This is a genomic window from Ectobacillus polymachus (genome assembly GCF_048159605.1).
GTDB classification, from domain to species: Bacteria; Bacillota; Bacilli; order Bacillales; family Bacillaceae_G; genus Ectobacillus; species Ectobacillus polymachus.
In genome coordinates, this window is record NZ_JBLREB010000003.1 from 108,569 (window position 1) to 122,032 (window position 13,464).

Genomic DNA, 13,464 nt, shown 5'->3' on the forward strand with positions numbered 1-13,464 from the left:
AACGGATTAAATAAGACAAAACCGACTTATGGGAGAAAGAAATGAGAACGCTACTATTCCAAATACCGCCATTCCCCACTTTTATCACTGGGGGGAGAGGGACGTTTCGAAAAGGAAAACGTCATTTCCGTCGAATCTATACCGTATTCGATTGTCTGTATGTACAAAAAGGTAAGCTTTATATGACAGAGGATGATCGGGAATATGAAATTAGTGAAGGGCAATATATGATTCTCGTTCCGGAATTTGAGCATTTCGGACATAAGGATTGCATAGAAAATACGGAGTTTTATTGGTTCCATTTTGAATCGAATGGAGGTTTTTCTATTCAAGAGAAACAGCAGCTAAATTGGACGGATGTTTTGCAGAGTGAGGAAACATTTACTGAACCAGCGCAGTTTTTGCTGCAAATACCACAGTACGGGCAAATTCAAAACCGAGAAATGGGGGAAAGGCTGTTAGAGGAGCTTGTTCATGGAAGAAATTCAACCTCAGTAGAAGAAAAACTCAAGCAGCCTCTAACGTTTTACCAATTTTTATTATTTGTACAAAAAGAAGCATTAGTCATTCCAAGCGCTGCTGAAAAAGTGAGTGAGCTTACAGCATCCTATATTCGACTCCATTACAAAGAAGATCTTAAGATGGTGAATGTTGCAAAGCATCTTCATTATCATACAGATTACATAACACGATGTATGCAAAAAACGATGGGTATTACCCCATTGCAATATGTAAATGAGATACGTCTGCTTGAGGCGAAAAGAAAGCTAGCATTAACAATGGATAAAATAAAACATATCGCATATGAATCTGGGTTTCATGATGAAGCGTATTTCTCGAGATTATTTCGTAAAAAGGAAGGGATGAGTCCGCAGGAATACAGACGTATGATGCAGCGTGAAGGATGGGTAGAATGAAGTCAAACAAAAAGTAGGGGGAAAGACCCCCTACTTTTTGTTTACCGATAGAAACGAGTTTGAGAAAAAAGCAATAAACCATCTGTAGTAGAAAGTCTACTTAGCATTCCCCAATTACTAATCCATGCGGTTCTAAAGTAAATTCAGTTGATTTTATTTTGTCCTTTACTGGTTGATCAACGTAAAGATATTGACGGATGCTGTAATCTGAAGGTATAGCGACATGTAATGGCTTAGCTGAATTATTAAAGGCAAATAGAATCGTTTGCTCTTCAAACGTTTTTTTATACATGACTAGTGATCCTTCGGCCTTTATGAAATCAATTGTTCCTTTGTTTCCGAATGCAGGAACTGTTTTTCGGAGTGTAATGAGAGACGAAATAAATTGAAACATGTTACGATCTTGTTTACTTTCGTCCCATCTCATACATTCACGACAGCCTGGATCCATTTCTCCATTCATGCTAATCTCATCTCCGTAATAAATGCAAGGAGCTCCAGATGAGGAAAGAAGAAATGCATACAATTGTTTTACTATTTCCTTGTTATTGTTACATTCAGTTAAAATACGCGGTGTATCATGACTTCCTAGTAGATTGAAAATAACTTGGGTTGCATTGGCTGGATACATAAGCATGGCCTCTGTCGTTTTGTAGATGAATTCCTCTGCAGTAATTGCATTTTTAGCGAAAAATTGAATCGCTGCGTTTGTATATGGATAATTCATTACCGCATCAAATTGGTCTCCTTGCAGCCATGGCATGGCATCGTGCCATATTTCTCCCAGAATATATACATCAGGATTAATTCCCTTTACCTCTTTGCGGAACGCTCGCCAAAAGTCATGGCTAACTTCATTGGCAACATCAAGACGCCAGCCGTCTATGTTAAACTCACGTACCCAGTAACGACCAACTTCTAGCAAATAATCGCGTACGGCAGGATGAGCAGTGTTTAGCTTCGGCATTGTATAAGTGAATCCAAATGTATCATAGGAAGGGATCGGCTCGGTTACAATCGGAAATTCGTGAATGTAGAACCAGTCTTTATAAGGTGAAAGTTCTCCGTTTTTCAACACATCTTGAAATGGTGGGAAATTGAAACCGCTATGATTAAAGACAGCATCGAGCATGACTCGTATCCCGTTTTGATGGCATACTTCAACGAGACGCTTAAATGTTTCTTTATCGCCAAACTGTGGATCAATTTCCATATAGTCAATCGTATCGTATTTGTGATTCGAGGTCGCCTTAAATATAGGGGTAAAATAAATACCTGTAATACCTAATTTAACGAGATAGTCGATATGCTGAATAACTCCCTCAAAATCACCACCGAAGAAATTGGTAGGTGTTGGATCAGTACTTCCCCAATCAAGCGTACCCTTTGGATTTATAGAAGGATCCCCGTTAGCAAAGCGTTCAGGGAAAATTTCATACCATACCGTATCCTGCACCCAGGCAGGAGCTGTAAATACATCTTCAGGATTGATAAATGGAAAGCAAAAATAAGGTGCTACATCTTCAGTTGGAGGTTCATCATAGAATCCTTTTTCTGTGTAAATTGTCTGTTCGTTTTGATCGCGGAGTAAAAAGGCATAGCGTAACCGACGAAAATCGGGTGTAATGGCGATAAACCAATAATCGTAAAGCTCAGTGGTTCCTACCTTTTTCATAGGACTTGTTTCATATTTCCATTCTTTGTCTTTCCAATCATATGGATCTCCATGAATGAGGGAAACTATTTCAAGATCATCTTTTTTTGTACGTAACCGAATGTGAAGTGTTTTTTCATTGTAAGCGTATGCAAAGTTGTTTTTCGGACGGTGATATACAGCTTCTTTAAACATATAAGATTCCTCCTAATTGTGTGTTAGTATGCTGCCATTCTAATATAGCGAAGACTTAGTGTTAATAAAAAGGGCAAACGTTTGCCTTTTCTTTTAAGGGTAGTATTCTAGAAATGGAAAGTCAATGAAAAATAAGGATAGTATTTCGATATATACATATATGAAGAAAAATATAATGTTCATAAAATATTAAAAATTGAGAAAGAAACTCTTTTTTTGATAAAAAAAGAGTTGAATAAGTAGAATTGAGGGTTGTATAATAGGGTCAAGTGAGATGCAAACGTTTCCACAAAAAAGAGATATAAAGCAAAAAAATTTGTGCAAACGTTTGAACAGATTTCATGGTGTTTCTCTTTCAGATATAGTTCAAAATAGGATTTCACCTTAAAAGGTGTTTTCGTATAGAAAGTGAGAGAGACAGAGTGTTATGAAGCTTTGCGATATTATAAGAACGATGAGAGGGGTCTTATCAATGAAGAAAGCGAAAACGTTATCATTATTAACCGTACCTGTTTTAGCAGTTGGTATGCTAGCAGCTTGCGGACCAAAGGACAGCGGTACCTCAACAAACACAGCATCGAAAGGCGATGGAAAAACATTAGTTGTTTGGGAGGATAAAGATAAGGTACCAGGATTACAGCCAGCAGTTGATTCCTTCGAAAAGAAATATGGTGTAAAGGTAACCGTTAAAGAAATCCAAATGACAGATCAACTTAAGCAGCTTCGCTTGGATGGACCAGCTGGAACCGGCCCTGATGTTATCACACTTCCTCATGACCAAATAGGCGGGGCAGTTACGGAAGGTCTTATTAGCGAATTAAAAGTAGATGACTCAGTGTTAAGCAAATATACAGATGTATCGGTTGCAGCAGAAAAATATCAAGGTAAATTATATGGTCTTCCAAAAGCAGTAGAAACAGCAGTCTTCATTTACAATAAAAAGCTTCTTCAAAATCCACTATCAACAATGGATGAAGTATACAATTACGCGAAGGCGAATACAAAGGATGGTCAATACGGCTTCTTAGCTCCGTGGGATAATTTATATTTTGCAGAAGGTATATTAGGAGGATACGGCGGTTATATATTTGATCAAAAAGACGGTAACTATGATGCAACAAAATTAGGATTAAATAATGATGGCGCTGTGAAAGGTGCAGATTACATCCAAAAATGGTACAAGGAAGGCTTATTCCCTGCAGGTATTATCGGTGAAAAGGGAGGCGCACAACTTGATGGCCTATTCACGAGTGGAAAAGCAGCTTCTGTTATTGCTGGACCATGGGCATTCGGGCCATATAAAGATGCAGGCATTGATTATGGTGTAGCACCGCTTCCAACATTGCCTAATGGCGAACATATTAAATCCTTCATTGGTGTAAAAGGATGGCACGTAACATCTTTCTCTAAAAACAAAGATTTAGCAAATCAATTTGTTCAATGGGTTACAAACGAAGAAAATGCAAAAATTCGTTTTGAAAAGACAAAGGAAATTCCGCCAGTAAAAGCATTTGAAAACGATCCAGAATTTACACAAGATCAAGGTGCAAAAGCAGTAGCTGAACAAGCTAAATATTCTGTTCCAATGCCGAACAATCCTGAAATGGCAGAAGTTTGGAAACCAGTTGGAGATGCATTACAACTTGTTGTAACTGGAAAAGCCGATTCAAAAACAGCTCTAGATGGTGCAGTTAAACAAATTAATACAAATATTCAAACTAACTATAAAAAATAAGACAGCTCAGTCGGTTATACCTCTCATAAGAGAGGTATAACCACCTATTTCCTAACAGGTAATGAGTGACAGAAGGGGGAACCCAAGAAGATGGATACAATACCTGCTTCTAATATGAAACATCGTCGTACAGCGACTCTCTTGTCCATTGTTCCTGGAGTTGGTCAGCTATATAATCGACAATTTGTAAAAGGAATTATTTTTCTCGTATTATCCGCATCTTTCTTTATCGTATTTTCCGATTTAATTAACATGGGTCTATGGGGCATTGTAACACTGGGTACAGAAGTTCCTCGTGACCATTCTATTTTCCTACTTGTTAAAGGGATTATAGCGATTATTGTCATTGCATTTGGACTAGCGATTTATGCCTTTAATTTACGCGATGCCTATGTAAATGGTAAGAAACGTGATCAACATGAACCATTAAATTCGATTCGTGCGCAGTATAAAAATCTTGTCGATAATGGTTTTCCTTATTTAATGATTACTCCTGGTTTTCTTCTACTTGTTTTTGTTGTTATTTTGCCCATTATTTTCGTCATACTTATTGCATTTACGAATTATGATTTATTTCATTCTCCTCCTGCAAAGCTTGTGCAGTGGGTTGGTATTCAAAACTTTATTGATATCTTTTCATTAGATCTGTGGAGAAAAACATTTTTAAGTGTATTGGGTTGGACGATTGCTTGGACATTTATTGCGACTACCCTTCAGGTTGCACTTGGTATTTTCTTAGCAATTTTAGTAAACCAAGCCGATTTAAAAGGGAAAGCGATTATACGTACCATCTTCATTCTCCCTTGGGCCGTACCTGCTTTCGTATCGATTCTAATATTTTCAGGAATGTTTAATGAATCATTTGGTGTGATTAATACACAGATTCTACATTTGTTTGGAATCGCTCCCATGCCGTGGATGACAAATGCATTTTATACAAAAATAGCGCTAATTATGATTCAAACCTGGCTTGGTTTTCCATTTATCTTCGCCATGGTAACAGGTGTTCTTCAAGCTATTCCAACAGACTTGTATGAAGCTGCGACGATTGATGGTGCAAGTGTATGGCAAAAGTTTAGAAAAATTACACTTCCGCTCGTACTGTATTCAACTGCACCAATTATTATTACGCAATATACGTTCAACTTTAATAACTTCAACCTTATTTATCTCTTTAACAATGGGGGTCCGGCTATAGAAGGGCAAAATGCCGGCGGTACTGATATTCTAATTTCATGGATTTATAACCTAACGATGAATTCTTCTCAATACGGAAAAGCAGCAGCTATTACGATGCTCCTTTCTACTATCGTTATTACGGTTGCAATATGGCAATTTAGAAGAACAAAATCATTCCAAGAAGAGGATATGATGTGATATGAGTCCAAAATCAAACAAAATTCTACGTTTAACTTTGTCGTATCTTGTTATTGCGTTTATGTCTATCATTATAATCTATCCTATTTTGTGGGTTATTGGATCTTCCTTTAATCCAGGGAATAGTATAGCAGGGTCTTCGATGTTTCCGAAACATGGAACCTTGAAGCACTATCAAGACTTATTTGATTTATCTAAGAGTAAATATTTACTTTGGTATATAAATTCTATTAAAATCAGTGTTTTAACTATGATATTCTCTGTTCTTGCGGTTAGTTTTACTGCCTATGCCTTTTCACGTTACCGTTTTGTAGGTCGAAAAAATGGCTTACTTACATTCCTAATCTTACAAATGATTCCTAACTTTGCTGCTTTAATTGCACTATTTGTTTTGGCGCAAATAACAGGGCTTATTGATACTCATCTTGCGCTAATATTGGTGTATGTTGCCGGTGCGATTCCAATGAATACGTATTTAATGAAGGGATACTTGGATACAATTCCGAAAGAGTTAGATGAATCAGCACGGATGGACGGGGCAGGACATTTTCGGATTTTCTGGCAAATTATTATGCCATTAGCGAAGCCAATCATTGCCGTTATAGCATTGTTTAACTTCATTGGACCTTTCGCGGATGTAATTGTTGCTAAGATTTTAATTCGTTCTCAAGAAAATTACACATTAGCTGTTGGTTTATCAGATCTTGTTGCGAAACAATTTGGTAACGAATTTACGAAATTTGCAGCGGGTTCTGTACTGATTGCTGTCCCAATCGCGATTCTATTTTTATCTTTACAAAAATACTTTGTTTCTGGTTTAACAGCAGGAGGAACAAAAGGCTGATTGGAATCATGTTTCATGCATAAAGCTTTAATATAAGTACAGGAGGCTGCCATGCTAGAGGATACGAGTTTTGCGATTCTTCCAAACAAAGCAAGCGCCCATGAAAGTATTTCCTTGCAGGAGCTAGGCAGGGTTCTACAATATAAGCGAAGTGACGACACCTATTATTTTGAATGCGAACATGGCTATGTCACGCTTCGTTTTTACCTGAATGATATAATCCGTGTTTGTATGAATCCATTAGAAATACCTGATATGCAAACGAGTGTAGCTGTTGTACTTAGGCAAGAATGCGTTCGTGTTTCGCTAGAAGAGGCTGACGATAGAATTGTTCTAAAGACGAGTAAAGTATTTGTAACGATTCTAAAGCATTCATTCCGCATTTCTGTATACCGAGAAAATGGAGAACCAATCGTAACGGAATCAGCTAAAGGGTTAGCCTATTCTGGTAAGGAAGTAATTTGCTTTAAAGATAGCAAGGAAACCGATCGCTACTATGGCTTAGGAGAAAAAACAGGGTTATTAGATAAAAAGGGTGATAAGCTGACGATGTGGAATACAGATGTATTCGCACCGCATAATCCGGAAACGGATCCTCTTTATCAATCGATTCCCTTTGTACTTTCCTTGCAGCATGCCTCTTCATATGGAATATATTTTGATAATACTTGGAAATCGGTATTTGACTTTACATCAAATGAATATTTCTCCTTTTTGGCAGAGGGTGGACAGCTTGATTATTATATTCTTTGTGGACCAAATCCAAAAGAGGTTGTGAAACAATTCACGACATTAACAGGAAGAATGCCTTTACCGCCAAAATGGGCACTCGGCTATCATCAATCTCGTTATAGCTATATGTCTGAGGAGGAAGTAAGAAATGTAGTGGATACCTTCGAGCATAAGAATATTCCGCTTGATGCGATTCATTTAGATATTCATTATATGGACGAATATCGTGTGTTCACATTTGACCCACATCGTTTCTATAACTATAGAGCATTTATTAAAGAGATGCGAGAGCGCGGAGTTCGCATCGTTCCCATTGTAGATCCTGGAGTTAAGCGTGACCCGGAATATGATGTCTATCAGCAGGGCGTACGTGATGATCGCTTTTGCAAATATTTAGAGGGAGACATTTTTTACGGTGATGTGTGGCCAGGGGAAAGTGCCTTTCCTGATTTCACTGATGCGGAAACAAGAAAGTGGTGGGGAAAACTGCATAGCGTTTTTGCAGATGCAGGAATAGAAGGCATTTGGAACGACATGAACGAGCCGTCTGTATTCAATGAAACGAAGACAATAGATGGAAATGTAATGCATAAAAATGACGGTAATCCTTGTACGCATCGTGCTCTTCATAATGTATACGGATTACAGATGGCAAAGGCCACGTATGAAGGCATGAAAACAATAACGAACAAGCGCCCCTTTGTATTGACAAGAGCAGGTTTTTCTGGTATTCAGCGTTATGCTGCTGTTTGGACCGGTGATAACCGCAGCTTTTGGGAGCACTTAGAGTTATCTCTTCCTATGCTTATGAATTTAGGATTATCTGGTGTTCCGTTTGTTGGTGCAGATGTAGGTGGATTTGCCCATGATGTTAAAGGGGAATTACTTGTAAGATGGACACAAATCGGCGCGTTTTATCCATTTTTTCGAAATCATAGCTCAATTGGAACCGTTCGCCAAGAGCCATGGGCGTTTGGCGAAAAGTATGAGAACATCATTGCAACCTATATCCGGCTTCGGTATACATGGCTGCCACAGCTCTATACATTATTTGCCCAAGCTTCCTTGCACGGACTCCCTATTATGCGTCCGTTGTTCTTAGAATATCCTGAGGATGCTTGTACACATAATTTAAATACACAATTTATGGTTGGTAACAATGTAATTATCGCTCCTATCTTACGACCAGATTGTAATCATCGTGAAGTATATCTACCAAATGGTAACTGGGTAAACTATTGGAGTGAAGAGGTGTTAGCAGGAAAAGCGCATCATCTTATAAAAGCCCCTTTAGAAATACTACCTATTTTTGTGAAGCAAGGATCCATTCTTTTTCTAAACGACAGGCAGAATAATCGTTTACAAATTCATATTTATTATGCGAAAGAGGCTGCGTTTACAGGCGAATTATATGATGATGATGGAGAAACCTTTGCTTATAAGGATGGACAATTCGTACGCAGAGAGGTAATGGTACATACATCTGGAGATACCATCGACATTTCTGTTCGGGCGGAGGGGAATGAAGCAAGTTGGAGCCTTGAAGACATTGAATTTGTCTTACATGGTTGTCAGCAACATAGTAATATTTCATTAAACGGACAAATTCTATTAGAAGATCAGATTTCAGCCAAGAATAGTCAAATTTTGACGTTCTTAATGGTATAATAATGAAGACATGTGAAAAGATGACGTGTATGGTTTATACACAAGTCTTATTACGTGTAGAAGACATTCGTTCTTTAAAGGACGGATATTCATAGAAAGGATGGTGTGAATGGCTATTACAATTAAAGATGTTGCAAAGAAAGCTAATGTCGCACCATCCACAGTGTCTCGTGTTATTGCAAATAGTCCTCGTATCAGCGAAAAAACAAAAAGACGGGTTCGTAAAATTATGGATGAATTAGGCTATCATCCAAATATGAATGCACGTAGTTTAGCCAATCAAATGACGCAAGCTCTCGGGCTAGTCATGCCAAGTTCAGCAAGTAAGGCATTTCTAAATCCTTTTTTTCCAGAGGTTATTCGTGGAATTAGCTCCTTTTCACATGTAAAGGATTATTCCCTGTATATGTCTACTGGAGATACCGAAGAAGAGATCTTTGAAGGTGTCGCCAGAATGGTACAAGGAAAACGAGTAGATGGGATTATCGTATTATATTCACGTACGAATGATAAAGTTGTCCAGTATTTACATGAACAGCAGTTTCCTTTTGTTCTAATTGGAAAACCAAGTCATGCGATGGAAAGCATTACGTATATTGATAATGATAACTACTTAGCTGGACGAGAGGTAACGGAATATTTACTTTCCCTTGGTCATAAACGAATCGCATTTATTGGAGGTAGTCCGGATTTAATGGTAACTAAGGAACGGCTAGCAGGTTATAAAGAGGCATTAAAGCTAGCAAATATTGCGTTACCTGATGAATACGTATGCTTTATGGAGTTTTTACGAGAGGGAGGACAGCTTGCTGTAGAGCATCTTATGTCTTATGAAGAGGCACCTACCGCTATTGTAGTAACAGACGATTTAATGGCTCTTGGGGTTTTAAGTACGCTATCCGAAAAAGGGTATCATGTACCTGATGAAGTATCCGTAGTCAGTTTTAATAATGTCGTTTTTGCAGAAATTGCATACCCCCCATTAACATCTGTGGATGTGAAAATTTATCAGCTTGGGTACGAAGCAGCGAAAAATTTAATTGAAAGAATAGAAACACCGAATTTTTCTCCAAAAAGCATTATCGTACCATATAAACTGATAGTCAGACAGACCTGCAAGCCCTCTATTTAATCATAATAAGAAAAGAGAAATTTGGTCTGTAGGGCACAATGAGCGAGAAAAAAGCGTTTTTTGCACATCAAGAAACGCTTCTCGTTCAAAGCTTGGGGAGTAAAGAAAAACGGGATTCGTATATATAAATATGCAACCGGTTGCATAACTTTAGGAAAAAGGTGAGAATCTATGAAACGATTATTTGATATTGATCCATGGAAAATCATTGAAAATAAATTAAATAAAGAAGATTTTAGACTTGCAGAAAGCATGACAAGCATCGGAAATGGTCATATGGGAATGCGCGGGAACTTTGAAGAAACATACTCTGGAGACTTTCACCGAGGTTCCTATATCGCAGGAGTTTGGTTTCCGGATAAAACCCGAGTAGGATGGTGGAAAAACGGCTATCCAGATTATTTTGGAAAAGTAATTAATGCAATGAATTACATTGGTATTCGTTTATTCGTAGATGGTGAAGAAATTGACTTATACAAAGGCGATGTGACGGAATATTATCGTGAACTGGATATGCAACACGGAATCCTTTCACGTTCCTTTACGATCAACCAGGCAGGTAAGCAGACGAAATTTGAAGTAGTACGCTTTTTGTCTGTTGCTGATAAAGAGCTTGCTGTTATTTCCTATTCTGCTACCCCGCTTAATTATGAGGGTACCATTACGTTTGTTCCGTTTATAGATGGAGATATACGTAATGAGGATTCCAATTACGAGGAAGATTTTTGGAAAGAGGTAAGTAAGGAAGTACAACCTTATGAGGGATCACTTGTCATGCGTACGAAGGACAATCCATTCGGTACGTCTACATTTGAAGTAGCGGCTACGATGAAGCTTGTTGTAGAAGGAAATGTAAAGAATGTTCATGCAGCAAGTAAGGAAGAATATGTAGAGAATCGCGTAGAAGTAGAAGGAAGAACCGGTGAACGGGTGACCCTTTATAAATATGTGGCAGTTACGACAGATCGTGACTATGATCGTGATTCCCTTGTAAAGGAAGGACAGGAAGTATTAAAGCGAAGCCTAGAGAAAGGATATGATGTTGTCCTACATGAACATAAAGCTGGCTGGCTTTCACGCTGGAATATTGCCGATGTTGAAATCCAAGGCGATGTAGAGGCACAGCAAGGAATTCGCTATAATTTATTCCAACTATTCTCTACTTATTATGGAGAAGATGCCCGTTTGAATATTGGACCGAAAGGATTTACCGGAGAAAAATATGGTGGTGCAACGTATTGGGATACAGAAGCATACGCATTGCCTCTCTACTTAGGAACGGCAAAGCCAGATATTGCTCGTAATTTAGTTATTTATCGCTATAATCAGCTTAAAGAAGCGTATGTGAATGCGAGTAAGCAAGGACTTGCAGGTGCATTGTATCCGATGGTTACATTCACAGGTATTGAATGTCATAATGAATGGGAAATTACGTTTGAGGAGATTCATAGAAACGGAGCCATTGCCTACGGTATATACAATTATGTGAATTATACAGGTGATAAACAGTACTTAGGACAATACGGAATTGACGTATTAACAGGCATTTCTCGTTTCTGGGCAGACCGTGTTCATTACCATAAAAAGAAACAAGTATATATGATACATGGTGTAACAGGTCCTAGTGAATATGAAAACAATGTAAATAACAATTGGTATACGAATACGATTGCTTCTTGGACGCTGCAATATACATTACAAGTGATAGATGAGCTAGTAGGGCAGGGCTCTCAAGCTGCGGTAGATCGTCTGCACATCACGGAAGAAGAAATGAACAAATGGCATCATATCGTTGATCATATGTATTATCCATATGATGAAGAGCTTGGTGTATTTGTTCAGCATGATACCTTTTTAGATAAGGACTTGCGAACGGTAGATACACTTTTACCGGAAGATCGTCCGCTTAATCAAAATTGGTCTTGGGATAAAGTACTTCGCAGCTGCTTTATTAAACAAGCAGATGTGCTTCAAGGAATCTATTTCTTTAATGATAGATTTACAAAAGATGAAAAACGTCGTAACTTTGAGTTTTACGAACCGATGACAGTTCATGAGTCTAGTTTATCTCCTTGTATTCATTCTATTCTTGCAGCGGAGCTTGGGATGGAGGATAAGGCTTATGAAATGTACCACCGTGCAGCACGTCTCGATTTAGATAATTATAATAACGATACAGAAGATGGATTGCACATCACCAGTATGACAGGCTCTTGGCTTACTATTGTACAAGGATTTGCAGGGATGAGAACAGATCATGAATCTCTTTCTTTTGCACCGTTCATTCCTTCTACATGGGATGGATATTCCTTCGGTATTATGTATCGTGGACATCAAATAAAAGTAAATGTAACAAAAGAAAAAATCACGCTAACACAAGATGAAGGAACAGATTTAGCTTTAACCTTGTACGAGGAACAGCTAATTCTACCAGCTGGTGGAACAGTTACGTCGGCAATGGTTCATTGAAGCTAAGCAGCATGTGAGTTTTAGAAATCATTTTGGTTAAGGGCAAATAGACCCCCACTTCAAGGAGAAACCTTGACGTAGGGGTCTTACCGCGTATAAATAACGTTTATTTATCGATAGTTAATAAACTGTACTTCTACAGAAAGGTCAGCTTGGCGAATGAGTGCGATGATGGATTGGAGATCATCACGACTTTTTCCAGATACTCGTATTTGGTCGTCTTGGATTTGGCTTTTAACCTTAAGCTTGCTTTCTTTAATAAGGGTATTGATTTTTTTTGCGTCTTCTTTTCCAATTCCTTGTTTTAATAGAGCTCGTTGACGAACTGTGCCACCTGTGGCGTTTTCAATTTTGCCATAGTCTAAGTTTTTAATGGCAACACCTCGTTTTATAAGCTTACTTATAAGTACATCTTTTAATTGTCCTAGTTTATATTCATCATCGGAAATAAGAATTACGTCTTCTTTTTCAATCGTAATATCGCTTTTGCTTCCTTTAAAATCGTAGCGAGTTTGTATTTCCTTTAATGCAAGGTTCACAGCATTTGTTACTTCTGGCATTTCAATTTCTGAGACGATATCAAATGAAACGTCCTTTGCCATATTAAGCACCTCCAAATAATCTTTCTACCAAACATATAGATATTTTTCATTATACGAAAATTAGGGGAAAGTAACAATCAGAGGGGAAAACATGATATAATGGGGCGTTGTTTGGAACACTACTTATTGAGAGGAAAGT

At 38.0% G+C, this 13,464-nt stretch carries 9 protein-coding genes; 7 read left to right on the forward strand and 2 right to left on the reverse strand.

What is annotated here, in order from left to right; translation table 11 throughout:
- Positions 1 to 41 precede the first annotated feature (41 nt).
- Positions 42 to 917, forward strand: coding sequence for an AraC family transcriptional regulator (locus tag ACM5BR_RS14535; protein ID WP_416828715.1), 876 nt, complete (start codon positions 42 to 44; stop codon positions 915 to 917).
- Positions 918 to 1,017: 100 nt separating this feature from the next.
- On the opposite strand, the gene ACM5BR_RS14540 is transcribed toward ACM5BR_RS14535, so the two are convergent.
- On the reverse strand, positions 1,018 to 2,766 hold the full coding sequence (locus ACM5BR_RS14540; protein ID WP_416828716.1) for a glycoside hydrolase family 13 protein: 1,749 nt from the start codon (positions 2,764 to 2,766) through the stop codon (positions 1,018 to 1,020).
- A gap of 472 nt (positions 2,767 to 3,238) precedes the next feature.
- Here ACM5BR_RS14540 and ACM5BR_RS14545 point away from each other — a divergent pair, with 472 nt between their 5' ends.
- The 6 genes from ACM5BR_RS14545 (at position 3,239) to ACM5BR_RS14570 (ending at position 12,723) form a co-directional block, all read left to right on the forward strand.
- Entirely contained in the window at positions 3,239 to 4,501 is a 1,263-nt protein-coding gene (locus ACM5BR_RS14545) for an extracellular solute-binding protein (RefSeq protein ID WP_416828717.1), read from the forward strand.
- 90 nt (positions 4,502 to 4,591) lie between these two features.
- A complete protein-coding gene (locus ACM5BR_RS14550) occupies positions 4,592 to 5,878 on the forward strand; it encodes an ABC transporter permease subunit (RefSeq protein WP_416828718.1) in 1,287 nt (428 codons plus the stop codon).
- 1 nt (position 5,879) lies between these two features.
- Positions 5,880 to 6,722 (forward strand): sugar ABC transporter permease, encoded by an 843-nt coding sequence (locus tag ACM5BR_RS14555; protein ID WP_416828719.1) that lies wholly within the window; start codon positions 5,880 to 5,882, stop codon positions 6,720 to 6,722.
- A 51-nt stretch (positions 6,723 to 6,773) separates the two neighbouring features.
- Positions 6,774 to 9,122 carry a glycoside hydrolase family 31 protein gene (locus ACM5BR_RS14560; RefSeq protein WP_416828720.1) on the forward strand — a complete coding sequence of 783 codons (2,349 nt, stop codon included), beginning with the start codon at positions 6,774 to 6,776 and terminating at the stop codon, positions 9,120 to 9,122.
- Between the two features lie 109 nt (positions 9,123 to 9,231).
- On the forward strand, positions 9,232 to 10,254 hold the full coding sequence (locus ACM5BR_RS14565) for a LacI family DNA-binding transcriptional regulator (RefSeq protein WP_416828721.1): 1,023 nt from the start codon (positions 9,232 to 9,234) through the stop codon (positions 10,252 to 10,254).
- 171 nt (positions 10,255 to 10,425) lie between these two features.
- Positions 10,426 to 12,723, forward strand: coding sequence for a glycoside hydrolase family 65 protein (locus ACM5BR_RS14570; protein ID WP_416828723.1), 2,298 nt, complete (start codon positions 10,426 to 10,428; stop codon positions 12,721 to 12,723).
- Between the two features lie 110 nt (positions 12,724 to 12,833).
- Here ACM5BR_RS14570 and ACM5BR_RS14575 read toward each other — a convergent pair whose 3' ends face one another.
- Positions 12,834 to 13,325 carry a YajQ family cyclic di-GMP-binding protein gene (locus ACM5BR_RS14575; protein ID WP_416828724.1) on the reverse strand — a complete coding sequence of 164 codons (492 nt, stop codon included), beginning with the start codon at positions 13,323 to 13,325 and terminating at the stop codon, positions 12,834 to 12,836.
- Between the last annotated feature and the right edge of the window lie 139 nt (positions 13,326 to 13,464).

What these genes read in the sequence shown, in the direction of transcription:
- ACM5BR_RS14535 (WP_416828715.1), top strand. Translation starts at nt 42, where the DNA reads ATGAGAACGCTACTATTCCAAATACCGCCATTCCCCACTTTTATCACT.
- ACM5BR_RS14540 (WP_416828716.1), bottom strand. Translation starts at nt 2,766, where the DNA reads ATGTTTAAAGAAGCTGTATATCACCGTCCGAAAAACAACTTTGCATAC.
- ACM5BR_RS14545 (WP_416828717.1), top strand. Translation starts at nt 3,239, where the DNA reads ATGAAGAAAGCGAAAACGTTATCATTATTAACCGTACCTGTTTTAGCA.
- ACM5BR_RS14550 (WP_416828718.1), top strand. Translation starts at nt 4,592, where the DNA reads ATGGATACAATACCTGCTTCTAATATGAAACATCGTCGTACAGCGACT.
- ACM5BR_RS14555 (WP_416828719.1), top strand. Translation starts at nt 5,880, where the DNA reads ATGAGTCCAAAATCAAACAAAATTCTACGTTTAACTTTGTCGTATCTT.
- ACM5BR_RS14560 (WP_416828720.1), top strand. Translation starts at nt 6,774, where the DNA reads ATGCTAGAGGATACGAGTTTTGCGATTCTTCCAAACAAAGCAAGCGCC.
- ACM5BR_RS14565 (WP_416828721.1), top strand. Translation starts at nt 9,232, where the DNA reads ATGGCTATTACAATTAAAGATGTTGCAAAGAAAGCTAATGTCGCACCA.
- ACM5BR_RS14570 (WP_416828723.1), top strand. Translation starts at nt 10,426, where the DNA reads ATGAAACGATTATTTGATATTGATCCATGGAAAATCATTGAAAATAAA.
- ACM5BR_RS14575 (WP_416828724.1), bottom strand. Translation starts at nt 13,325, where the DNA reads ATGGCAAAGGACGTTTCATTTGATATCGTCTCAGAAATTGAAATGCCA.